General features: G+C 62.3%; 24 protein-coding genes and 1 tRNA gene. 6 read left to right on the top strand and 19 right to left on the bottom strand.

What is annotated here, in order from left to right; translation table 11 throughout:
• The 4 genes from FIU81_RS07385 to FIU81_RS07400 are packed head-to-tail and all read right to left on the bottom strand — an operon-like array spanning nucleotide 1 to nucleotide 5200.
• Nucleotides 1–2079 carry an alpha-galactosidase gene (locus FIU81_RS07385; protein ID WP_172971424.1) on the bottom strand — a complete coding sequence of 693 codons (2079 nt, stop codon included), beginning with the start codon at nucleotides 2077–2079 and terminating at the stop codon, nucleotides 1–3.
• Nucleotides 2079–2927, bottom strand: a complete 849-nt coding sequence (locus FIU81_RS07390) for a carbohydrate ABC transporter permease (RefSeq protein WP_124112930.1) — start codon at nucleotides 2925–2927, stop codon at nucleotides 2079–2081. The genes FIU81_RS07385 and FIU81_RS07390 overlap by 1 nt, the downstream gene beginning before the upstream one ends.
• A 13-nt stretch (nucleotides 2928–2940) precedes the next feature.
• Nucleotides 2941–3885: a carbohydrate ABC transporter permease gene (locus tag FIU81_RS07395; RefSeq protein WP_124112931.1), complete on the bottom strand. Its 945-nt coding sequence runs from the start codon at nucleotides 3883–3885 to the stop codon at nucleotides 2941–2943.
• Between the two features lie 55 nt (nucleotides 3886–3940).
• Entirely contained in the window at nucleotides 3941–5200 is a 1260-nt protein-coding gene (locus FIU81_RS07400; protein WP_254696024.1) for an ABC transporter substrate-binding protein, read from the bottom strand.
• Nucleotides 5201–5340: 140 nt separating this feature from the next.
• Here FIU81_RS07400 and FIU81_RS07405 point away from each other — a divergent pair, with 140 nt between their 5' ends.
• Nucleotides 5341–6120 carry an IclR family transcriptional regulator gene (locus FIU81_RS07405; RefSeq protein ID WP_254696025.1) on the top strand — a complete coding sequence of 260 codons (780 nt, stop codon included), beginning with the start codon at nucleotides 5341–5343 and terminating at the stop codon, nucleotides 6118–6120.
• 14 nt (nucleotides 6121–6134) lie between these two features.
• Nucleotides 6135–7196 carry an ABC transporter ATP-binding protein gene (locus tag FIU81_RS07410; RefSeq protein WP_124112932.1) on the top strand — a complete coding sequence of 354 codons (1062 nt, stop codon included), beginning with the start codon at nucleotides 6135–6137 and terminating at the stop codon, nucleotides 7194–7196.
• Nucleotides 7197–7940: 744 nt separating this feature from the next.
• Here FIU81_RS07410 and FIU81_RS07415 read toward each other — a convergent pair.
• Nucleotides 7941–8017 (bottom strand) — tRNA-Arg (locus FIU81_RS07415).
• Nucleotides 8018–8090: 73 nt separating this feature from the next.
• On the opposite strand from FIU81_RS07415, the gene FIU81_RS07420 reads away from it, so the two are divergent.
• Nucleotides 8091–8972, top strand: a complete 882-nt coding sequence (locus FIU81_RS07420; RefSeq protein WP_124112933.1) for a polysaccharide deacetylase family protein — start codon at nucleotides 8091–8093, stop codon at nucleotides 8970–8972.
• Nucleotides 8973–8975: 3 nt separating this feature from the next.
• On the opposite strand, the gene FIU81_RS07425 is transcribed toward FIU81_RS07420, so the two are convergent.
• Genes FIU81_RS07425 through FIU81_RS07475 form a run of 11 tightly spaced genes read right to left on the bottom strand, consistent with a single transcriptional unit; the run spans nucleotide 8976 to nucleotide 17257 of the window.
• Entirely contained in the window at nucleotides 8976–10196 is a 1221-nt protein-coding gene (locus tag FIU81_RS07425) for a cysteine desulfurase (protein WP_124112934.1), read from the bottom strand.
• Nucleotides 10197–10205: 9 nt separating this feature from the next.
• Nucleotides 10206–10796 carry a YIP1 family protein gene (locus FIU81_RS07430; protein ID WP_124112935.1) on the bottom strand — a complete coding sequence of 197 codons (591 nt, stop codon included), beginning with the start codon at nucleotides 10794–10796 and terminating at the stop codon, nucleotides 10206–10208.
• The gene (locus tag FIU81_RS07435) at nucleotides 10796–11278 is read right to left on the bottom strand and encodes a YIP1 family protein (RefSeq protein WP_124112936.1); all 483 of its coding nucleotides are present in this window, start codon (nucleotides 11276–11278) and stop codon (nucleotides 10796–10798) included. The genes FIU81_RS07430 and FIU81_RS07435 overlap by 1 nt, the downstream gene beginning before the upstream one ends.
• Complete coding sequence (locus tag FIU81_RS07440; RefSeq protein ID WP_124112937.1) at nucleotides 11278–12573, bottom strand: SufB/SufD family protein; 1296 nt, start codon at nucleotides 12571–12573, stop codon at nucleotides 11278–11280. Before FIU81_RS07440 ends, FIU81_RS07435 begins: the two co-directional genes overlap by 1 nt.
• Nucleotides 12573–13328, bottom strand: a complete 756-nt coding sequence (gene sufC, locus FIU81_RS07445) for a Fe-S cluster assembly ATPase SufC (protein WP_124112938.1) — start codon at nucleotides 13326–13328, stop codon at nucleotides 12573–12575. Before sufC ends, FIU81_RS07440 begins: the two co-directional genes overlap by 1 nt.
• 12 nt (nucleotides 13329–13340) lie before the next feature.
• Nucleotides 13341–13661, bottom strand: a complete 321-nt coding sequence (locus tag FIU81_RS07450) for a heavy metal-binding domain-containing protein (RefSeq protein WP_124113129.1) — start codon at nucleotides 13659–13661, stop codon at nucleotides 13341–13343.
• Nucleotides 13662–13681: 20 nt separating this feature from the next.
• Nucleotides 13682–13885: a hypothetical protein gene (locus tag FIU81_RS07455; protein ID WP_124112939.1), complete on the bottom strand. Its 204-nt coding sequence runs from the start codon at nucleotides 13883–13885 to the stop codon at nucleotides 13682–13684.
• On the bottom strand, nucleotides 13878–14162 hold the full coding sequence (locus FIU81_RS07460) for a hypothetical protein (RefSeq protein ID WP_124112940.1): 285 nt from the start codon (nucleotides 14160–14162) through the stop codon (nucleotides 13878–13880). Before FIU81_RS07460 ends, FIU81_RS07455 begins: the two co-directional genes overlap by 8 nt.
• On the bottom strand, nucleotides 14162–15703 hold the full coding sequence (gene sufB, locus FIU81_RS07465) for a Fe-S cluster assembly protein SufB (RefSeq protein WP_172971425.1): 1542 nt from the start codon (nucleotides 15701–15703) through the stop codon (nucleotides 14162–14164). Before sufB ends, FIU81_RS07460 begins: the two co-directional genes overlap by 1 nt.
• 13 nt (nucleotides 15704–15716) lie before the next feature.
• Complete coding sequence (locus tag FIU81_RS07470; RefSeq protein ID WP_124112942.1) at nucleotides 15717–16766, bottom strand: cysteine desulfurase family protein; 1050 nt, start codon at nucleotides 16764–16766, stop codon at nucleotides 15717–15719.
• Between the two features lie 14 nt (nucleotides 16767–16780).
• Nucleotides 16781–17257, bottom strand: coding sequence for an Rrf2 family transcriptional regulator (locus tag FIU81_RS07475; protein WP_124112943.1), 477 nt, complete (start codon nucleotides 17255–17257; stop codon nucleotides 16781–16783).
• Between the two features lie 167 nt (nucleotides 17258–17424).
• Between FIU81_RS07475 and FIU81_RS07480 the strand changes: the two genes are divergently transcribed.
• A complete protein-coding gene (locus FIU81_RS07480) occupies nucleotides 17425–18078 on the top strand; it encodes an alpha/beta hydrolase (RefSeq protein WP_124112944.1) in 654 nt (217 codons plus the stop codon).
• Nucleotides 18079–18167: 89 nt separating this feature from the next.
• On the opposite strand, the gene FIU81_RS07485 is transcribed toward FIU81_RS07480, so the two are convergent.
• Nucleotides 18168–18761, bottom strand: coding sequence for an NAD(P)H-dependent oxidoreductase (locus tag FIU81_RS07485; protein WP_124112945.1), 594 nt, complete (start codon nucleotides 18759–18761; stop codon nucleotides 18168–18170).
• A 102-nt stretch (nucleotides 18762–18863) separates the two neighbouring features.
• Nucleotides 18864–19022: a YqaE/Pmp3 family membrane protein gene (locus FIU81_RS07490; RefSeq protein WP_124112946.1), complete on the bottom strand. Its 159-nt coding sequence runs from the start codon at nucleotides 19020–19022 to the stop codon at nucleotides 18864–18866.
• A gap of 160 nt (nucleotides 19023–19182) precedes the next feature.
• Between FIU81_RS07490 and FIU81_RS07495 the strand changes: the two genes are divergently transcribed.
• Both FIU81_RS07495 and FIU81_RS07500 read left to right on the top strand, forming a co-directional pair.
• On the top strand, nucleotides 19183–21387 hold the full coding sequence (locus FIU81_RS07495; RefSeq protein WP_124112947.1) for an NADP-dependent isocitrate dehydrogenase: 2205 nt from the start codon (nucleotides 19183–19185) through the stop codon (nucleotides 21385–21387).
• 60 nt (nucleotides 21388–21447) lie between these two features.
• On the top strand, nucleotides 21448–22659 hold the full coding sequence (locus FIU81_RS07500; protein WP_124112948.1) for an NADP-dependent isocitrate dehydrogenase: 1212 nt from the start codon (nucleotides 21448–21450) through the stop codon (nucleotides 22657–22659).
• A 3-nt stretch (nucleotides 22660–22662) separates the two neighbouring features.
• On the opposite strand, the gene FIU81_RS07505 is transcribed toward FIU81_RS07500, so the two are convergent.
• Complete coding sequence (locus FIU81_RS07505) at nucleotides 22663–23256, bottom strand: pentapeptide repeat-containing protein (RefSeq protein ID WP_172971426.1); 594 nt, start codon at nucleotides 23254–23256, stop codon at nucleotides 22663–22665.
• Between the last annotated feature and the right edge of the window lie 86 nt (nucleotides 23257–23342).

A 23342-nucleotide genomic window follows, 5' to 3' on the forward strand; every position in this document is an offset into this window, starting at 1 on the left:
CTAGATGCGCTGTCCCTCGATCACCCAGATGCGGTCGGGGAAGGTCCATGGAAGGGTCACCCCGTGCTGCATCAGGTAGGTGCCACTTACCGTCAGCACACCTTCTTTCAGAGCGGGCGACCCGCGCGACAGATCGGGCGCATCGGCGCGGTTCACTAAGTCGATTTGGTAGTAGGCGTCAGGCACAAGCTCCGTAAGTCGCAGTGGCCGCGGTGCGATCTGCTCGGACGCGGCGGCCTTGCCCGCAAAGACCACAAATCGCGCCCCGTCGCGCGCCAGTTGCTGCTCGGCAATGCACGCCGGGTCCGCACTATCAAGGCGCAGGATGTCGGCCTGCATCATCCAGGCACGGTTCGTCTTCCACCACGCGGTGACGTCGCGCAAAACCGACGCTTCATGTTCGGTCAGCTCGCGTGGGTCCATCTCGAACCCCATGTGCCTTTGGGCGGCGACCCACGCGCGAAAGGTGATGTCGTGCGTGCGGCCAGAGGTATGGCAACGGCGGGGGCCAACGTGACTTCCGGTGACGCAGGCGGGCAGGAACAGCGCGGCGTTGTGCTGCATGTTCAGACGCTCGAGCGCGTCGTTGCTGTCCGACAGCCAGACGCGGTGCGTACGCTGCAGAATACCGAAGTCGATACGCCCCCCGCCAGAGGCGCAGCTTTCGATCTCGACGCCGGGATGAGCGGCCCTCAATCGGTCGAGCAGCGCGTAGGTACCGCGCGTCTGCGCTGCGTCTGGTGCGGGCAGGACACGATTGTGATCCCACTTGATGTAATCGATGGCGTAATCGCGCAAAATCGCATCGATCCGGCTGAACAGGTAATCGCGCACGTCCGGTCGCGACATGTCCAATGCAAGCTGTTGGCGTCCGGGAATCTGATCCGCCGCGCCCAGAGCCCAGTCGGGATGGGCGCGATAGACGTCGGACTCGGTGTTCACCATCTCGGGCTCGAACCACAGTCCGAAGCTCATGGCTTCCGCGTGAACGTGATCGATGAGCGGCCCCAGCCCGTCTGGATACTTCGTCTCGTCCACCACCCAATCGGCCAGCGCACGCCGGTCATCGGTCCGGCCCTTGAACCAACCGTCGTCCAGTACGAACCGCTCGGCACCCAGCGCAGCGGCACGGGTCGCGATGTCTTTCAGGGTAGGCAGGTCGTGGTCGAAATAGACGGCTTCCCAGCAGTTATAGTGAACCGGCCGGAGACGTGCCGCATCAGGGAATGAAACGGTCCGGTCTCGCAGATGGCGCTGGAACGCGGTGGCGCAACCGTTCAGGCCAGAGGCCGAGTAGGTCGCATAAAGCGTCGCCGTCTCGAATACCGTGCCCGTTGCGGCATCGGTCGTGCCCGCATGGCCGAACTGCACCTGACGGCGTCCGTCCGGCAACTCTTCTGCCACCATACGGTGTCCACCGGACCAGCCGTAGTGGAACGCAACCGCCTGTCCTTGGGTGTTCGTTGCCTCCCTGCCCGGCACGATAAGGCCGGGGAAATGCTCATGTCCCGTGCGCCCGGTCCGGTTCTCTCGAAAGCGGATTCCTGCGGACCAGGGCGTGCGATTCAATTGGAACTCTCCGCACCAGCGCCCTGCCACGTCGATCATCTCATCCGACAGGTGCGGCGCGGGAAAGACGGGGGCGGCCAGCCAGTCAAGGCGGACGGGGTCGTCGGTTTCCAGGCGGGCGCTGGACGTGATCATATGAGTGTCAGGATCGACAGCGAGGCGCGCCATGTAGCGCAGGCCCAGATCGGCATCGGCGAAGTGCAGCACCAATGCACTTCCCTCCTCCGCATCCACGAAGCGCAGGCGCGGCATCAGCACAACCCCCTGCCCATCCCGAACGACCAACCCCGGCTGACCGGGAAAGCTGTCAGAAGCCTCGGGGCAGATCGACAGCGCCGGGTTGCGGTCCAGCATCCCGCCGGTCACGTCGATGGCGTAGGCCCGCGCAACTGTTTGCAAGTCCTCACCGGCAGGAAGCGGACGACCCCAATACACCACCTCCGGCAACCGATCCCCATCACTTGTCAGAACCAAGGTCTGACGCGCGCAATCCAGTCTCCAAGTCCGCATCACTTCACCGCGCCCAAGGTCAGACCGGCAATGAAGTGACGCTGCATTGCGAAGAACATCGCCACCGGCGGCAACGCGGCGACGATACTGCCCGCGCTCATCAGGTGATACTGCGCGACGAACTGGCTGTTAAACGACGTGATGCCCGCGGTCACAGGCTGCGAGTCCGGCCCCTGTGTCAGCACGATGGCCCAGAAGTAGTCATTCCAGATGAAGGTGAAGACCAACACCGAAAGCGCCGCGATGGCGGGCTTCATCAGGGGCAAGACGATGAACCAGAAGATACGCCACTCGGCGACGCCCTCGACCCGCGCGGCCTCGATCAGCTCATAGGGCAGCGCGCGGATGAAATTGCGCATGAACAGCGTGCAGAAACCGGTCTGGAACGCGACGTGGAACAGGATCAGGCCCAGCTTGGTGTCGTAGAGGTTCAGATCGATGGTCAGGTCACGCACGGGCACCATCAGGATCTGGAACGGTACGAAGTTTCCGGCGATGAACATGAAGAATATCAAAAGGTTGCCCCGGAAGCGGTAGATGCCCAGGGCGAAGCCCGTCATACACGAAAGCGCCACCGCGCCGATCACCGTCGGCACCGTTATGAAGACCGAGTTCAGCAGGTAGCGCGGCATGTCGCTATCGAAAAAGACCCGCCCGTAGTTGGCAAAGAACTCGAAAGACGACGGCACGCCCCAGTAGTTGCCTTGCGCGAAGTCGCTGCCTGGCCGGACAGAGAACAAGGCCACCGCCAGCAGCGGCAACAGCCAGACAATCAGCGCGAAAGGCACCAGCGCCTGATAGCCGACCTGCACCGCGCGAGAGCGACGTTCGATGGGGGTGGGGAACATCAGATCTGCCCTCTCATCGGCGTGCCGCCTGCTCGTCGCGCCACATGGACCACAAGAAATAGCCGATGAAGACCAGCATGATCAGGAACAGCACCACCGCGATGGCGGACCCATACCCCATGCGAAAGCCGTATTCGCCCAGAGCGCGCTCGAACATGTAGAAAGACAGCACGCGCGTGGATCCGAACGGCCCGCCGTTCGTCATGATCGAGATCAAATCGAAAGAGCGCAGCGCGCCGATGATTGTCACAACGAAAGCAATGAAGGTCGCGGGCTTCAATTGCGGCAGTATGATGTGCCACAGCATTCGGTGGCCCTTCGCACCGTCCAGCCGCGCGGCCTCGATCTGTTCGGGGTCCACCGCGTTCAGGCCCGTCAGATACAGGATCATGCAATAGGCCGTCTGCGGCCATAGCCCGGCGGCGATGATGCCGTAGGTCGCCAGATCGGGATCGCCCAGGATGTTCACGCTGCCCATACCGAAGAAGCCCAATACGGCATTCAACGCGCCCTCGCGCGGCAGGTAGAACCACGAGAACACCAGACCCACGACGACCTGGCTGATCACGAATGGAAAAAAGAACAGCGATTTGTAAAGGCGGATGCCCCTGATCGTCTGGTTCAGGAACAGCGCGATCGCCAGACCCGCCGGGATCGCCAGCAAATACAGCACCAGCCAGCGCAGGTTGTTCCAAAGCGAGGTCTCGAACGCACGATCGCCCAGCAATTCGGTGTAGTTGCGTAGGCCGACGAATTCGCCTTGCTCGGACAGATCACCCAGGCCGGACCATTCGTAGGTCGAGATCTGGAAGGACTGGAAGATCGGGATGACCACGTAGATCCCGAAAAACAGGATGCCGGGAGCGAGGAACAGCAGCGGCGTAATGGTCATACGGTTGCGCTTGACCCAGCCCGGTCCAGCGTCGGCGTGGGTATCCGGCACAGTGGCCTGTGTCATGCCTGCTTCCTCCACAAAGGATCAGGGGCGACGCCTGCGCGTCGCCCCGATCGACCTACTCGTAGATTCGCTGACGCGCATCTTCCAAGCGCGGCAGGATGTCGGGCAGATTCTCGGGGAAGACCATGAATTCCTGCAGGCCTTCCATGCCGACAGATGCCATTTCCGCCGGGAAGTCGCGGTCGAAGAACTGCGCGATACCGCCCTGCGCGTTTTCCGATAGCATGGTGAAGCCCTGCTGCAGGAACTCGTCATCGGCAACTTCGGAGTTGGCGTTCACCGGCAACTGTCCCAATGCGTCGGGCCCGTTGATGCGGGTCTGCACATCGGCCGAGGTCACATAGGCCAGGAACGCTCGCGCGGCATCAACGTTCTGCGCACCGGCGGCGACGTGGAACGTATCCGTCGGCGCGTCCTCGCCCAGGGGCGCGTCGGTCATCGCCGGGAACTGGTAGAAGTCGATCTGCTCATCGGTCAGACCAGCCTCGCGCAGGTGCGGCACGGCGAAGTTGCCGATCAGGTAGGCGGCAGCATCGCCGTTGATCATTTCGGTCAAGGCTTCCTGCCAGCTGTAGGACTGATGGTCGTCGATGAACGCACCCATCTCGATCAGCGTCTGCCAATTCTCGAACGTCTTTGCGACGCCCTCGTCCTCGGTCCAGCTCAGCTCACCACGCGCCAGTTGCATGTGGTGCTCGAAGCCGTTGGTGCGCATGTTGAGGTAGTCGAACCAGCCGCCGGCAGTCCACAGGAACTTGGTTCCGATGGCATAGCACTTCTTGCCGGAATCCAGGATCGCCTGGCAGTTTTCAACTTCCTGCTCGAAGGTCTCCGGCTCGGACAGCCCCAGCTCGTTGTAGATGTCCTCGCGGTAGTACACGCCCCACTGGTAGTAGGTATAGGGCACGCCCCACTGTGCGTCATTGAGCGTCAGGGCGCCTTTGACGGACTCCAGCCCTTCGTAGTCGCCCGCATCCCACCAGTCGGTGATATCCATAAACAAGCCCGCATCCACGTAGGGGCCCATGCGATTGGAGGCGTACCAGTTCACCACGTCGGGCGGATTGGCGGATAGAGCATTGCGGATCTGGCTTTTCCAAGCTTCGCGATCGACGACTTCCAACTCGACGGTCAGGTCGGGATGCATCTCGTCGAATTCGGCGGCCATGCCTTCCATCACCGCGCGGGGCGCGGGGTTCGACATGTCCGAGATGATGCGCAGCGTGCCGGACAGATCAGAGTCCTGCGCCAGAGCCCCTGTCGCGAACAGCGAAAGCGCCGCGACAGAGGCGGAGAGTTTGGTGTGACGAAGCATGGTTTCCTCCCTATAGCTCCTCCCGGATCGAGTCTCATTATTTGGAACTCGTTTCCGACTATTGAAAACTAGCCGCATAGCGGGTAAGCGGTCAACAGTTTCCGTCGTTCTGCACAAGGCGACACAGGGAGGAGACGCAGATGACAAAGCCGATGGCAAGCGACGGCACCGTAGGCAAAGCCTTAGAAGTGCTCGACGCGGTCGCGGCATTCGAGCGTCCCGTGCGTTTCACTGAATTGCTGGAGGCGGTGCCTTTCCCCAAGGCGACGCTTTACCGGTTTCTGCAAACGCTCACGAACCAGAAAATGCTCTCTTACGATGCGAAAGATGGCACCTACTCCATGGGCGTCCGCCTGCTGCGGCTGGCCCATGCCTCGTGGCGGACGGCCTCGCTGGCACCGATAGCCCGCCCCTTTCTACGCCAATTATCCGACACCGTCGGCGAAGCCGTGCATCTGGCCCAGATCGACAATGGGCAGGTGATCTTCGTGGACAAGCTGATCGCGACCGACCGCTTCGACACGTTGGCGCAGATCGGTCAGGTCGCCCCCGCGTACTGCACCGGCGTGGGAAAGGCGATGTTGGCGTTCATGGCTCCGCGCCGATTGGAGCTTGCGCTCCGGCAGCAAGCTTACCTGCCCTACACACCGACCACACACCGCTCGCCGGACAGCCTTTTGCGAGAGCTGGAGACGGTTCGCCGCGATGGTCTGGCTTTTGATCGCGAGGAACACGAGCAGGGCATCGTTTCTATCGCGGCACCCGTTCTGTCGACCAACGGACGGGTCATCGGCGCGATCTCTATCGCGACGACGACCGCTCGTCACGACCTTAACGGATTGCAAGCTTTCCGGTCCGTCCTGCAGACCACCGCCGAACAAATCGGGGCCGAGGCGACGTCCTGGCAATTCCCGGCCTAGCAAGGAGCACGCACGTGTCTGGTGTCACACTTCAAAATGCAATCAAACGCTACGGCGAGCTTCAGGTCATTCACGGCATCGATCTGGAAATCGAGGACGGCGAGTTCTGCGTCTTCGTGGGTCCGTCCGGCTGTGGGAAATCCACGCTTCTGCGCATGATCGCGGGTCTGGAGGAAACGACCGAAGGTACGATCCGGATCGGCGGGCGCGATGTGACCAGATCGGACCCCGCGGATCGTGGCGTCGCGATGGTGTTCCAGACCTACGCGCTTTATCCGCATATGACAGTGGCCGAGAATATGGGATTCGGCCTGCGGATGAATCGCCACCCGAAGGCCGAGATCGAGCAAAAGGTGGCCGAGGCCGCGCGCATCCTGCAACTGGAAGCGCTGCTGGACCGCAAGCCGAAGGCCCTGTCGGGCGGCCAACGCCAGCGTGTCGCCATTGGCCGCGCCATTGTGCGCGGTCCCGAAGTCTTTCTCTTCGACGAACCTCTTTCCAATCTCGATGCCGAGCTTCGCGTGGACATGAGGGTCGAAATCGCGCGACTTCACACAGAGCTTGGCACGACAATGGTCTACGTCACTCACGATCAGGTCGAGGCGATGACATTGGCCGACAAAATCGTCGTCCTGCGCGACGGCCGCATCGAACAGGTCGGCACCCCCATGGAATTATACGAAGACCCGGTCAGCAAATTCGTCGCCGGCTTCATCGGATCGCCGTCGATGAACTTCATGCGCGGGGTGATAGAGGACGGCCAAATCCGGATACCGGCGCTGGCAGATCTTAGGATCTCGCCGGATGTAACCCTGCCCGCGAACGGCGCGGAGGTAACTGTAGGCTTGCGCCCGCAAGCGATGTCGATCCGGGCCGCCCCGTCGCCGGTGAAGGTCGAAATCTCTGAGCGTTTGGGCGGGGTCGCCTACGAATACCTGCGCACGCCAACCGGTGAGCGGATCGTTGTCGAGACGAAAGGCAACAAGGTACAGAATGAAGGCACCGAGGTCATCATCGACGCCGATGCGACGACTGCGATGGTGTTTGATTCGGAAACGGAACAACGGATTCGTTAGCACACGACTGCCCGTCAAATGTCGCGGCATCGATTGGTTTGGCCTATAACCCACCGGACGAACACCAAAAACTGGGTGCCTGCGCCGGATGCCGGCGCATACAATCAGGGTTCGATCCTGCTTCCCGGCGAACAGGACCGGCATGCGGCTCTGGTCCATCTTGACGCGGCACTCCGAAAATCTGGTGAAGGACACCAGGCAGCGACGCACGCCCCCGCCCACTCCGCCAATCGGGTGAGCGGAAAATGCGGACGATGGCGAAACCGGCACCTGTCTTGCGGTCCCTGAGCGCGAACCGCGCCAACGGCATACCCCACCGCCCCATAGCGAGTTTGCGGCCGGCCTTCTTCCGGCGCGCAATCAGGGGGGATCGTGAACTCGGACGAGACATCACCCGGATTGCCTGTCGATGCCGTGGCGATATGGCGGGTCGAGCAGACAGTTCACGCAGCAGTCGTAGGGACCAGTAGGTCTTGCGCGACGTGCACGACGGATATTGTGTGCAAGCCATTGCCGGGTGGCAAATGGCACGCCCGCCTGCCCGGGTACCGCGCAGCATCTTTCGAAGAACGGGGTGCAACAACGGGACAGCGCACTGTGGTTCTAGCTCACCAAACAGAAGCGCAGAGACGCAGGGCTACAGCCGGTCGGCGAAACTGCGGAAGATCATCACCGGAACAGAATGTTCCAACCCTGGAAAACTTCCGCCAAAAACAGCGCAAAATCAGCGGGTTTTATCTCAGGTGGCGGACCCAGTAGGATTCGAACCTACGACCTTCGCCTTCGGAGGGCGACACTCTATCCAGCTGAGCTATGGATCCGTTGCCCTTGATCTAGCCGCACTCGCGGCGCGCGACAACCGGAAACCTAAGGGGGCCGCACGGGTTGGCAGGCATGAGCGATTTGACCCACCACACCCGTTACACCTTCTCCGCTATTCCAGACCGCGCCGACCTGCGCTGGCCGGGGGGCAAGAAACTTGCCGTCTATGTCGCGGTGAATCTGGAATGGTTTTCTTTCGGCGAAGGACCGGGCGCGACGCTCGACGGCGCGAAACCCGCGCCGGACGTGCAAAATTATTCCTGGCGCGACTACGGCAACCGGGTGGGCATTTGGCGGATCATGCGCCTGCTAGACGAGTTGCGCATGCCCGCCGCGTGGCTGCCGAACGTCTGCCTCTACGACGAGGCACCTGCGATCATGGACGCCATACGGGCGCGCGGGGATGAGATAGTAGGGCACGGTGTAACGAACTCGGTCACGCCGGGCGAGCTGGACCGCGACGCAGAGCGGCAGGTGATCGAGGCCACACGCGACACTATCGCCCGGTATGAAGGCACGGCTCCGGCGGGATGGCTTGCACCTTGGATCAGCGAAAGCTTCCATACGCCCGAGTTGCTGGCGCGAGCGGGCTATCGCTACACCATGGATTGGTGCCATGACGACCAACCTGTCTGGATGCGCACCGATGAGGGGCCGATCCTGTCGGTCCCCTACCCGCAGGAATTGAACGACATTCCCCAGATCGTCGGGCGCGGGCACGAGGGTGCGCAATTCGCAGAAATGATCCTGAACGCGTTCGAGGTGCACCGCGCCGATCCGTGGGGCTGTGTCATGGGCATCGCCCTGCATCCCTACCTGATGGGACAGCCGCACCGGTTTCATCATCTGGGGCGTGCGCTGCGCGGGATCATCGAAGCGGCAGGTGACGATGTATGGATCACGACACCCGGCGCGATTGCCCGGCACTACGCCGAACAATTTCCCGCGCCGTAAAGGCTAGGCGAATAGCTCGTGGCACAACTCCAGCGCGTCCACGAGCACGTCGACCTCTGCCTTCGTGTTGTAGACGGCGAAAGAAGCACGGCAGGTCGCGGTGACGCCAAGGTGATCCATCAGAGGGCCGGCACAATGGTGCCCTGCCCGCACGGCCACGCCACGCTTGTCCAGGATGGTCGAGATATCATGGGCGTGCGCCGCGCCTTCCAGCGTGAACGAGAAGATCGCGCCTTTGTCCGGGGCTTGGCCCTGCACCGCCAGCCAGTTCAAACCGGAAAGCCGTTCATGTGCATAGTCGCGGATCGCAGCTTCATGCGCGGCGATGTTCTCCATCCCGAGGCTGTCCATATAGTCCAGCGCCGCACCAAGACCGATCTGGGCGACGATGCCCGGCGTCCCGGCTTCGAACTTCATTGGCGGGTCGTTCCAAGTGATTTCATCGCGGTGGACTTCGCGGATCATGTCGCCGCCGCCCATGAAGGGGCGCATCTCGGCCATGCGCTCGGGGCGGATGTAAATCGCGCCGGAGCCCGACGGCCCATACAGCTTATGCCCAGTGATCGCGTAGAAATCGCAGCCGATGTCAGCCACGTTCACCGGCATGTGCACCGCACCTTGGCTGCCATCGACCAGCACCGGCACGCCTTTTTCCTTCGCGCCCGCACAGATCGCCTTCACATCCACCACGGTGCCCAAGACGTTGGACATATGGGTGATCGCGATCAGCTTGGTGCGGTCGGTCACCGCCTCCAGCACCTTTTCGGCGGGCAGCGATCCGTCGGCGTCGGGCTCGACCCAGACCAATTTGACCCCTTGCCGTTCGCGCAGGAAGTGCCAGGGCACGATATTGGCGTGGTGCTCCATTACCGACAGGATGATCTCGTCGCCCGCTTCCATGTGCAGCATGGCCCAGCCGTAGGCGACCAGATTGATCCCCTCTGTCGTGCCGGTGTTCATCACGATGTGGTCTTCCGACGGCGCACCAAGGAAGGACGCGATTCGGCCGCGCACGGCCTCGTAGGCTTCGGTGGACAGCGACGACAGCGTGTGCAGGCCGCGGTGCACGTTGGAATAGTCTTCGGCGTAAGCCTGCATCATGCGGTCCAGAACGACCTGCGGCTTCTGCGCGGACGCACCGGAATCAAGGTAAACCAGCGGCTTGCCGTTCACTTCACGCGACAGAATGGGGAAGTCCTTACGGACGGATTCAACATCGAACATGGGGGCTCCTTACCGGGGCACCGTGACCCCGATCAGGGTCAGAATGAAAGAGAGGCCAAGTGCCACACCCATCAGCACGAAGAGGATCATTGCGAAGGTGCGGCCCACGGATGCAAAGCCGTGAAGTTCCGCCACGAAGGCGGCCAGCAGATAAAGAAACAGACCCAGACCGACGATCACCGCCAGTCCGGCGATGGGGGGGGCGAGGATGAACAGAACCGTCTGCACAACCTGCAGCATCACCATGATGGCCTGAAGCCAGACGATCGACAGGATTGCACCATCCAGATCGCCCGTGCCGCCCATCATCCGCCCGATCCAGTCGATCAGGAAAATGGTCACGATGAAGATGCCGAACTGCATCCCGCCCAGCACGAAGGGCGACAGAAACGACGTCGGCTGGGCGTCATCGGGCAGACCGGCCAGCAGGATCATGTTGCCAATCTCTGCCAGCAGCACCGAAAGCGCCACGACCAGCACCAGCCCCTCCCACAACGCCTGGCGCGGCAGATCGAGCGTGCGCAGCTGCGAAAACGTCAGGCGCGGCTCTCGCACGGTTTGGACGGCCAGGTTGATCAGTCCACTGAAGGTCGGGTTCATCAGGGGCGCTCCACCGCGTAAAGGCCAGCGGCCCAGATCAGAACGAAGGCCAGTAGCGCCGCAATCCCGACGATATCCAAGGCCACGCCCGGCCCCTGGAAGCCCGCGAGCAGGCCCCAGAACAGCCACAGCGGCGTGGCGGCCAGCAACGCCCAGAACAACGCCATGCGCGCTTCCACGTAGGTGCCCTGCCCGCCCAGGCGTTTCGCAACGAAGTGACTGATCCCTGCCAGCGCGTAAAGCGCCAAGGGCATGATGAAGATCCACCCCATCAATGCTCCGCCGATCATCGGTTGCACATCCTGCTCGGTCAGGAAGGCCTCGCGCGACAGGCGCGGCCATTGCGCGACGAAGATCAGGAAGCACGCCAGCATGCAGGTCACAAGCGCCCGCTCCTCGGCGCTGGACGGATCGCCCAAACGCCGCCGGATCACCGGACCGGGGCGGCGGTAGCTTGCCGCGATGTCGTTCGCCAGCGCCACTAGCCCGCGTGCCGTTCCAGCCAGTTGGACAGACGGGTGGTCAGGCTTTCGGCGATCCCCTCGGCCTCGATCTCCTGCATCGCTTCGGCAAGGAAGGCCAGAACCAGAAGGTCCATCGCGCGGGCATGCGGCACGCCACGGGCCCGCAGATAGAACAGCATATCCTCGTCGATGGAACCGGTGGTGGAGCCGTGCGAACAGGCCACGTCATCGGCGTAGATTTCAAGCTCTGGCTTGGCGAGGAACTGGCTGTCGTCGTCCAGCAGCAGCGCCTGGCTGATCTGGTAGCCGTCTGTCTTCTGCGCGTCCTTCTTCACCAGGATCTTGCCCTGAAACACGCCCACCGCACCGTTCTTCAGCACTTTCTTGAACACCTGACGGCTTTCGCAGTTCAGCGCGTCGTGGGTCACAAACACGGTATCGTCGTGGTGGAATGGGGCAACCTTGCCGTCACCGATAGCGGCACCGGCCACGTGTCCCGACGCGTCGTCACCGTTGAAGACGAAGACGTGCTCGTTGCGGGTCAGCGCGCCATTCAGCGACAGGGTGAACGACTTGAAGACCGACTCCCGACCCAAGCGCGCAAAGCTGTGCGTATTGGCGCGGCGGTCGCGATTGCGGCCCTGCGCACGCACATGGTGGAACCGCGCCTCGTCAGCGACGTCCACCTCCATCGAGGTGTTGAAGCGCGCGCCCGGCGCACCGGCCTCCAGCAGCGTCAATTCCGTACCGGCGTCCAGCTTGACGACATGGTGCAGGATGGGATCGCTCGTCTCGCCTTCGTGCACGTAGCGCAGGCAGATCGGCGTGGTGACTTTGCCGGTGACGTGCAGCAGCACGCCTTCGGTGGCGAACGCGGTGTTCAACGCGGCGAAGGGGCGCTGAACCGGGTCCTGCTCTTCGGCTTCCAGCGTGCCATACAGACCGGACGCCCAGTGGATGTCGGATGCTTGCGCCTCTGACAAACGCTCGACCGTCACGCCGTCCGGCATGTCGCTGTCGGATGCATCGGCGTCGAACACACCGTCGCGGAACACAAGGTTCACGACCGCGATGCCGTCGAAGATCGGGGCCTCATCCGACTCATCCATCGGCGCGGACGCCGGTGCATCGGCGGCGTTCAGGTCCGTTGGGCGAGTAAAGCGCCAGTATTCATCGCGGTTGCCGGGCAGGCCCATCGCGGTCAGCCGGGCTAGCGCGGCCTTGCGCGCGGCATCGGTCCAGCCACCCTGCGGCAGCGTCAGACCGGCCAGCCGCGCTTCGGTCGCGTCTTGCTTTGCTTGCGGCAATGCCATCAGGCGGTCTCCTCCAGAATGTCGGTGTAGCCGTTCTTTTCGACTTCCATCGCCAGCTCGGGGCCGCCCGTCTTGATGATGCGGCCGTCGGACATGATGTGCACGACGTCCGGCACGATGTGGTCGAGCAAACGCTGGTAGTGGGTAATCACAAGGAAGCCGCGATCGGGCGAACGCAGCGCGTTCACGCCGTCGGCCACCAGCTTCATCGCGTCCACGTCAAGGCCGGAATCGGTCTCGTCGAGGATGCAAAGCTTCGGCTCCAGCATCGCCATCTGCAGAATTTCGTTGCGCTTCTTCTCACCGCCAGAGAAGCCCACGTTCACGGGGCGCTTCAGCATGTCGGCGTCGATCTTCAGATCCTTCGCCTTCTCACGAATGACCTTCAGGAAATCGGTCGAAGACATCTCTTCCTCGCCCCGCGCCTTGCGTTGAGCGTTCACCGCCGTACGCAGGAACGTCATGTTGCCGACGCCGGGGATCTCTACGGGGTATTGGAACGCCAGAAACACACCCGCAGCGGCGCGCTCTTCGGGGTCCATGTCCAGCACGTCTTCGCCCAGCAATTCGGCAGAGCCATCCGTGACCTCATAGCCCTCGCGGCCCGCAAGGATGTAGGACAGCGTGGACTTGCCCGACCCGTTCGGACCCATGATGGCGTGCACCTTGCCGGCCTCGACCGTCAGGTCGACGCCCTTGAGGATGACCTTATCCTCTTCCTCAAGTTTGGCGTGCAGGTTCTTGATCTCAAGCATAATTCTACCTTCTCATTCCACGGTCACGGCGGTGCCGGAGGCGGATACCATCATCATGGACCCCTCCTTGCCGATGACCTCATAATCCAGATCGACGCCGACGACGGCATTCGCGCCCGCATCCCGCGCCCGATCTTCGAGTTCCTTCATCGCGGTCTCCCGCGCTTCGTTCAGCGATTTTTCATAACTGCCGGACCGACCGCCGAGCACATCGGTGATTCCGGCGAAGAAATCACGAAAGACGTTTGCGCCCAGAATGGCCTCACCCACGACGATGCCGTGGTATTGAGTGATCCGCTTGCCTTCGATCGAAGGTGTGGTTGTCAGCACCATCTCGGTCTTCATCCAAAGGCTCATCGCTTCCTCCTGAACATTACCTTGCCCGCGACCCAGCCGACGACCGACGACGCGGCAATCACGATCAGCACGCGCGGCATCGGCGCCTGTAGCCACCACGCCATGAACATGATCAGCCCCAGCACCACGAAGACGCCAACGCTTAGCGTGCGAAAGAACCGCGCCTTCTCGGGCGCGCGGATGGGGTCGAGTTCACCCATTTGAACGGTTCCTCCACGCGATAAAAACCGCAGAGCCGAACGCAAGGCCGCCCAGAAGGCCAATTGGCAAGTAGATCATGTCAGAGACGCCGAACTGTCGCAGCAACCAACCGATGAAGAGTCCGGATGGAATTGCAGCAAGAAGGATCGGGGCGGACTGCCTTAGAAAGTGCAACTGGCCCTGAGTCACAAAATCCAGCGGCACGTGGGGATCCCACGGTTTTTTACCGTCAGGCCACTTCAACTTGACCTCCTTGTTGCCGAACAGGCTCTTCATCAGCCCACGGACCCTTCCAGCGAGATCGCTACAAGCTGCTGCGCTTCCATGGCGAATTCCATCGGCAGGGCCTGCAGCACTTCCTTGCAGAAGCCGTTGACGATCAGGGCCACGGCCTCTTCCTCGTCCATGCCGCGGGACTGGCAATAGAACATCTGGTCGTCGTCCACCTTTGACGTCGTCGCCTCGTGCTCGACGCGCGAGGTGTTGTTCTTCACCTCGATATACGGAACCGTGTGGGCCCCGCAGTCGCCGCCGATCAGAAGGCTGTCGCACTGGGTGTAGTTGCGGCTGTTCTTGGCCTTCGGGTGCATGGACACGAGACCACGATAGGTGTTCTGCGCGTGGCCCGCGCTGATGCCCTTGGACACGATGCGCGAGCGCGTATTCTTGCCCAGGTGGATCATCTTGGTGCCGGTGTCGGCCTGCTGCCAGTTGTTCGTGATGGCGATGGAGTAGAACTCGCCTTGGCTGTCATCGCCCCGCAGGATGCAGGACGGGTATTTCCATGTCAGCGCAGAGCCAGTTTCCACCTGCGTCCACGACACCTTCGACCGTGCGCCACGGCAATCGGCGCGCTTGGTGACGAAGTTGTAGATGCCGCCCTTGCCGTTCTCGTCGCCCGGATACCAGTTCTGGACGGTGGAGTACTTCACCTCTGCATCGTCCAGCGCAACGATTTCCACAACTGCCGCGTGCAACTGGTTGGTGTCGCGCATCGGCGCGGTGCAGCCTTCCAGATAGCTGACGTAGCTGCCCTCGTCCGCGATGATCAGCGTGCGTTCGAACTGTCCGGTATTCTCGGCATTGATGCGGAAGTAGGTCGACAGCTCCATCGGGCAGCGGGTGCCCTTGGGAATGTAGACGAACGACCCGTCAGAGAAGACGGCGCTATTCAGCGTGGCGAAGTAGTTGTCCTGCACCGGCACGACCGATGCGAGGTACTTCCTGACCAATTCGGGATGCTCGCGGATCGCCTCCGAGATCGAACAGAAGATGACGCCCGCCTTGGCCAGTTCCTTCTTGAAGGTAGTGCCGACAGAGACGGAGTCGAACACCGCGTCCACCGCGACCTTACGACCCCCGGTGGCGTCGTCGTCGATGTCTTTGGCCTGTTCTTCGGCGTTCTCGACACCGGCGAGGATCAACTGCTCCTTCAGCGGGATGCCCAGCTTTTCGTAGGTTTCCAGCAGCTTGGGGTCCACCTCGTCGAGCGACTTGGGCTTTTCGACCATGCTGGCGGGCTTGGCGTAGTAATACTGCTCCTGGTAGTCTACCGGCGCATACTTCAGCATAGACCAATCGGGCTCTGCCATCTGCTGCCAGCGGGCGAAGGCCTCCAGCCGCCACTCCAGCATCCACTCTGGCTCTTCGTTCCGCTCCGAGATCAGGCGCACGATGTCTTCCGTGAGACCTTTCGGCGCGAAATCCATCTCGATCTCGGTGTTCCAGCCGTGCTTGTAGGTGCCCGACAGGCTTTGCACCGCATCCACGGTTTCCTGATCGACGCCTTCCTTGGCTTCCATGACCTGATCGCTCATCGTCAACTCCTTCTCAGGCGGCGCGCGCCCGGTGCTTGTTCCATTGACGCGTCCAGGCTTCAACGAACCTGTCCACGTCGTCATCCGTTACTGTCGGCCCAAGAGAGACGCGCAGGGCGCATCCCGCATCCTCGGGCGAAAATCCCATCGCGGCGAGCGTGCCCGAACCGCGGAGCTTGCCGCTGGAGCAAGCCGATCCGGCACTCACCGCGAAGCCCGCCAGATCCATCTGCATCACCTGCGTTTCGCCCTTCCAGCCCGGAGCTACAAGCAGCGAAGTGTTCGGCAGGCGCGCAGCCTGCTTCCCTACGCAGGTAAGGTCGGTGGCCTCATTTCTCAACGCGTCCTCTAACCGATCGCGCCGCTTTGCCACGGCCTGCCAGACACCTGAGTCCAGATCGGCCTGCGCCGCTTCTGCCGCAGCGCCAAAGCCCGCGATGGCAGCAACGTTCTCTGTGCCCGCGCGGCGGCCCATCTCTTGCCCGCCACCGCGGATGTGCGCGGCAAGGTCAAGGCCCCGTTTCAGGAACAACGCTCCGATGCCCTTGGGTCCACCGACTTTGTGCGCCGAAACGAACGCCATCTGCGCGCCCGACCAATCGAAGGCGAACGGCAGCTTGCCGAAGGCCTGCGTGGCATCCACGACCGCCAAGCCGTCCGGCAGGGTCTGCACCACGCCCGTTTCGGAATTCGCGGCCTGCAACGCCGTTCGGGCCGGGTCGGCGACGGTTACGGCACCCTGCGGATCCACCGGCAAGACAGCACTGCACCACGCCAGCACGGCCTCATGCTCGACCGGCGCGCAGGACAACGCGCGCCCTGCACAGGCCAGCGCCGCCGCTTCGGTCGCGCCCGAGACAAACACCACATCGGCACCCTCAGCCCCCGCCGCTACTGCGATCTGCGCCCGCGCGCGTTCGACGACTGCGCGCGCCGCACGGCCCTCGGCATGGATCGAAGACGGATTGCCCATCACATCGAACGCCGCCGCCATCGCATCCCGCGCCTGTGACCGCAGAGGAGCCGAGGCGTTCCAGTCGAGGTAGGTGCGCGTCTGCTTCATCTTGTCAAAAATACTCACTGTCGCGCCGGTTCCGGCTCATCCACCACTTCGAACAACGCAGGCACCGCCGGGCATGGGGCCAGATCGTTTCCGACGATGTCCGACAGGCGCGTCTGGTGCAGGAACACGTAGACCTGCGCCGACAGCCCTTCCCACAAGCGGTTGTTCAAAGACTGCGCGCGGGTGCCCGATCCGCCGCCCTTCGCGCCTGCCCCCACGGCCAGAGCCGATACGGTTTCATCCACCGCCTCAAGCACGTCAGAGACACGGATATCCGAAGGCGAGCGGGCCAAACGGTAGCCGCCGCCCGGACCGCGCACCGATTCCACCAGACCGGCGCGGCGCAGCTTGACGAACAGCTGCTCCAGATAGGCCAGCGACACGTTCTGACGCGCCGAAAGGTCGGACAACGACACAAGCCGACCGTCGCCTTCCAGCGCCAGGTCGGTCAGCGCGACCATCGCGTATCTGCCCTTGGTGCTTAGCTTCAAGACGGCCCCCGGCCATTGACGGCACCGCGCGTCGCGGCTACCTGCATGCGTCGATCCCGCCGGTGGCTTCCGACGGGCTGTTTAGAACGGTTCTAAGGTTTCCGACCAATGCCGTCAACAATATGCGGCCCGGTCCATCCCGGCAAACCCAGACAGGAGCTTTCCCCATGCCCGAGGTGATCTTTCCGGGACCCGAAGGTCGGCTGGAAGGCCGCTACCATCCGCAGAAGAAGGTCGACGCGCCGATCGCGATCATCCTTCATCCGCACCCGCAGTTCGGCGGCACGATGAACAACCGCGTCGTCTACAACCTGCACTACGCCTTCCACCAATTGGGCTTTACGGTTCTGCGCTTCAATTTCCGTGGCGTCGGCCGCTCGCAGGGCGAATACGATCAAGGCGTTGGAGAGTTGTCGGACGCCGCGTCCGCGCTCGACTACCTGCAGTCCATGAACGCCAACGCCAAGCATTGCTGGGTCGCGGGTTTCTCCTTCGGCGCGTGGATCGGCATGCAACTTCTGATGCGCCGCCCCGAAATCACGGGCTTCATCAGCGTGTCGCCGCCCGCGAACATGTATGACTTCTCGTTCCTTGCCCCCTGCCCCGCGTCGGGTCTGGTCGTGAACGGCACCGCCGACCGCGTTGCACCGCCGAAGGATACGCATACGCTGGTGAACAAGCTGCATGAGCAGAAGGGCATCACGATCACCCACGAAGAAATCGAGGGCGCGGGCCACTTCTTCGAAGACCCGCACATGGAAACCATGATCGGGATGACACAAGACTACGTGAAGCGCCGCCTGACAGAGACGACGCGGTAAGCCGCTCTTAAAGACCGCACTAAAAACGCCGCTGATCTCAGAAAAGAGGTCAGCGGCGTTCTCGGTTCTGCACAACGAGACCTGTCGGTTTAGCCGACCAATTTGCCCGTCATCTGGACCAGCCGCTTGGCCTGGTAGTCGATGGACTTGCCCTCAACTTCGGTGATCTCACCGGCGGTCTTCGAGAAGCCGTAAGGGTTGCCATTGTCCTCGAACTTGATCGGATCGGCGTAGCCCGGCGGGACCAGAATGCAGCCCCAGTGCATCGCGCTGGTGTAGAGCGACTGCAGCGTCATCTCTTGCCCGCCGTGCGAGGTGTTCGAGCTGGTCGTCGCGGTGAATGTCTTGTTGGCCAGCTTGCCCTCCTGCCAAAGCCCGCCTAGCGTGTCGATGAACGCGCGCATCTGGCTGGCGACGACGCCGTAGCGCGTGGGCGCGGACAGCCAGTAGCCATCGGCCCACTCCATATCGTCGGGGGTAGCCTCGGGGATGTCATCCATCGCGGCGAGTTGCTGCTTCCAAGCATCCTGCCCTTCGACAACTTCTTTCGGCGCGGTCTCTTTCACGCGGCGCAGGCGCACATCGGCACCGGCGGCCTTCATGGCCTCGGACGCGCGCAGGGCGACGGCGTGGTTCGTGCCGTAGGTGGAATAGAACAGGATGGTGATCTTGGGATCGGACATGTGGTGTCTCCTGATGAAAGTGCTGCGCTGTAAATGACATTCGGGCGCGCGGTGTCGATCCGCGCGCCCGAACAGGGTCTGTGCATTGTCGCTGAGGGGCCTTTAGCGGCGCAGGATGATCCACAGAGCGTGCACAATACCCGGAATGTAGCCCAAGATCGTGAGGATCAGGTTGATCCAGAAATGTTTGCCCAGGCCTTCTTGCAGGAACACGCCCAGCGGCGGGATGAAGATGGCGAGGATGACGCGAATGATATCCATGGTATTCTCCTTTCCCCAATGACGCGCGGAAACTGGAGCGGTTCCACTATGGGCCCAGATCCGTATTGTATACATCGGCATACCAATTCCCTCTTCCCGCACGGGAACCGATCGGCTAACAGGTGGCTGAACCTTCAGGATCACCGCGAAAGAGGCTTCCATGTCCGAATCGAACACCCCCGATATCGTCTATACCAAAGTGGACGAGGCACCCGAGCTGGCCAGCGCGTCCCTGCTGCCGATCATCGAACGGTTCGCACGTGCCGCAGGCATCACTATCCAGACCCGCGACATCAGCCTTGCGGGCCGCATCCTGTCCGCCTTCCCCGACCGCGTGAAAGACGACGCACGGGCGCGCGACGACTTGGCGTGGCTTGGCGAATGGGTGAAGACGCCGGAAGCGAACGTCATCAAGCTGCCCAACATTTCTGCCTCTCAGCCGCAGCTGGATGCCGCGATCAAGGAACTGCAGGAACAGGGCTTCGACCTGCCCGACTATCCGTACGATGCGCAATCCGACGACGAGAAAGCGATCAAGGCTGCCTACGACAAGGTGAAAGGCTCTGCCGTGAACCCCGTCCTGCGCGAAGGCAACTCGGACCGCCGCGCCGCGCCTGCCGTCAAGAAATTCGCCCAGAACAACCCGCACCGCATGGGCGACTGGTCCAAGGACAGCACCACTCGCGTCGCAACGATGGATGGCGGCGACTTCTTCTCGAACGAGACCTCGGCCACGTTGGACCGCGACGCCACCGCCAAGATCGTGCTGAAGACCGATGGCGGCGAGACGGTGCTGAAGGACGGCATCGACTATCCCGCAGGCACCGTGGTCGACGCCACCTACATGAGCGCGGACAAGCTGGACGCCTTCCTGATGCAGGAAATCGAGAGCACCAATGCCGACGGCAACCTGTTTTCGCTGCACATGAAGGCGACGATGATGAAGGTGTCTGACCCGATCATCTTCGGCCACGCGGTCCGCGCCTGGCTGAAGCCCGTCTTCGACAAGCACGGCGAAAAGCTGGACGAATTGGGCGTCGATCCCAACGCGGGCCTCGGCGCGCTGCTGAAGAAGGTCGAAGGCCACCCGGAGATCGAGGCCGACATAGAAGCGATCCGCGAGAAGCGCCCGCCCATGTACATGGTGAACTCCGACAAGGGCATCACCAACCTGCACGTGCCCTCCGACGTCATCATCGACGCTTCCATGCCCGCGCTGATCCGCGACGGTGGCAAGGGTTGGGGGCCGGACAACCAGCAGCACGACACCACCTGCGTCATCCCCGACAGCTCTTACGCGCCAGTCTACGACGAGACGATCGCGTTCTTCAAAGCCAACGGCAAGATGAACCCGGCCACCGCCGGCACCGTTCAGAACATCGGCCTGATGGCGCAGAAGGCCGAAGAATACGGCAGCCACCCCTTCACTTTCGAGATCAGCGAGCCCGGTACTGTTCAGATGATCCTGGACGACGGTACGGTGCTGCATGAGCACGCCGTTGAAAAGGGCGACATCTGGCGCGCCTGCTCCGCCAAGAAGGCCCCCATCGAAGACTGGGTGAAGCTGGCCATCGCGCGCCAGCGCGAAACCGGCTTTCGTTCGATCTTCTGGCTGGACGAGAACCGCGCCCACGACGCCGAGCTGATCGCCTACGTGAAGCCGATGCTGGAGGCCGAAGGTGTGGCCGACAAGTTCGAGATCATGGCCCCCCGCGACGCCACCCGCGCCTCGCTCGAAACGATCACGAAGGGCGAGAATACCATCGCCATCACCGGCAACGTACTGCGCGACTACCTGACCGACCTGTTCCCGATCTTGGAACTGGCGACCAGCGCCAAGATGCTGTCCATCGTCAAGCTTATGCAGGGCGGCGGCTTGTTTGAGACGGGCGCCGGTGGCTCTGCGCCAAAGCATGTGCAGCAGCTGGTCGAGGAAAACCACCTGCGCTGGGACAGCCTGGGTGAGTTCTGCGCGCTGGCCGAAAGCCTCAAATTCTTCGCCGACGCCCGCGACAACGCCAAGGCCCGCGTGCTGGGTCAGGCCGTGGAAACCGCGACCCAAGGCGTTCTGGACCACGACCGTTCGCCGTCGCGCAAGGTGGGAGAGCCCGACAACCGCGACAGCCACTACTGGTTCGCACGCTACTGGGCAGAGGCGCTGGCTTCGCAATCCGACGACAAGGAGCTGCTCGAAGAGTTCACGCCCATCGCCGAACAGCTGGCCAAGAACGAACAGAAGATCGTCGGTGAATTGGCCGAAGTACAAGGCAGCGGTGGCGAGATCGGCGGCTACTACAACCCCGACGACGCCAAGCGTGACAGCGTCATGCGCCCATCCGAAACCCTGAACCGCATCATCGGTTAAAACCCACGCACCGGGGCTTTACGTCCCGGTGCGACGCACAACTGGCAGGAGCCACTTCGCATGGCCAAGATCAAAGTCGACAACCCCATCGTCGAACTCGACGGCGACGAGATGACCCGCATCATCTGGGATTTCATCAAGCAAAAGCTGATCCTGCCGTATCTGGATATAGACCTGCTCTACTATGACTTGGGCATGGAAAGCCGTGACGCGACGGACGATCAGATTACCATCGACGCCGCCGAGAAGATCAAGGAAGTCGGCGTCGGCGTGAAATGCGCCACGATCACCCCGGACGAAGGCCGGGTGGAGGAGTTCGGCCTGAAGAAGATGTGGCGCTCTCCCAACGGGACGATCCGCAACATCCTGGGCGGCGTGGTCTTTCGCGAACCGATCATCTGCCGCAACGTGCCGCGCCTTGTGCCCGGCTGGACGCAGCCCATCATCATCGGACGCCACGCCTATGGCGACCAGTACCGCGCCACCGACATGAAGTTCCCCGGCCCCGGCACCCTGTCGATGAAATGGGTCGGAGACGATGGCGAGGTCATGGAGGAAGAAGTCTTCAAGGCGCCCTCCTCTGGCGTTTACATGGGCATGTACAATCTTGACGACAGCATCGACGATTTCGCCCGTGCGTCCTTCAACTATGGTCTTAAGCGCGGCTACCCGGTCTACCTGTCGACCAAGAACACCATCCTGAAAACCTACGACGGCCAATTCATGCAGGCCTTCCAGCGCATCTATGACGCTGAATTCAAGGACCAGTTCGAAGAAGCCGGCCTGTGGTACGAACACCGGCTGATCGACGATATGGTCGCGTCGGCGATGAAATGGTCAGGCGGCTACGTCTGGGCCACGAAGAATTACGACGGCGACGTGCAGTCTGATACCGTCGCGCAGGGCTTCGGCTCGCTTGGGTTGATGACCTCTATCCTGATGACGCCGGACGGCAAGATCGTGGAGTCCGAGGCCGCCCACGGCACGGTCACCCGCCACTACCGCCAGCACCAAGCGGGCGAGCAGACCAGCACCAACTCCATCGCGTCGATCTTCGCCTGGACAGGCGGCCTGCGCCACCGCGCGAAACTCGATGACAACGCCAAGCTGATGGAATTCGCAGAGACAATGGAGAAGGTCGTCGTGGACACTGTGGAAGCCGGTCACATGACCAAGGATCTGGCCCTGCTGGTCGGGCCGGAACAGCGCTGGCTGACGACGACCGGTTTCCTGGACAAGATCGACGATAACCTGTCGAAAGCGCTGGGCTAAGGTCTAGCAGCCGCGATCATCGCGGCTGCCGTCCGGCATTACCGTCCGACACAGAACGGCACCTGACAGACCGGCGTTGTCCAACACAGCGCCCTCCAGCGTGGTGTCGGTCAGGTCCACATTCGTCAGGACGGCCCCCGTGAGATCGACCCCGCTGAAGTCCGCGCCGGTGATCGTCGCGTCGCTTAAGTTCGCGCCCATCAGATAGGCATTGGTGAAGGTGGCCCCTGCCATCAGCGCACCGGCCAACGTCGCACCCGGCAACGCCGCCTCGACCCCCTGCGCATCGGTCAGATCAGCGTCCGTGAAGATCGACTGCCGCGCGTTCAACCTGTCCAGCACGGCGCCGGTCATATCGGCAGCGGCGAAGCGGGCGAAGGGCATGAAACCGTCGGACAGGTTGGCCCCTGACAGGGTCGCGCCGTCAAAGACCGTGTAGGTCGCGTAAACGTCGATCAGATCAGCCCCGGTCAGATCCGCACCCGACAGATCGCAATCGCGACAGGCGCGTTCCTCGATCAGACGCTGGACCGCTTCATCCTCGGCGGCATGAAGGGGCGCCGCGATCAGCAGGACGGCAATGGCGATGTGGCGCACGGCAGGTCTCCATTTGTTAAGTGCATCACGTGGACCGCAAGCGCTACCCGGCAATGGCACTTTCGCCGCATTGCGAGCGGCTCGTG

Source organism: Palleronia sp. THAF1 (assembly GCF_009363795.1).
In the GTDB taxonomy this organism is placed as follows: Bacteria; Pseudomonadota; Alphaproteobacteria; order Rhodobacterales; family Rhodobacteraceae; genus Palleronia.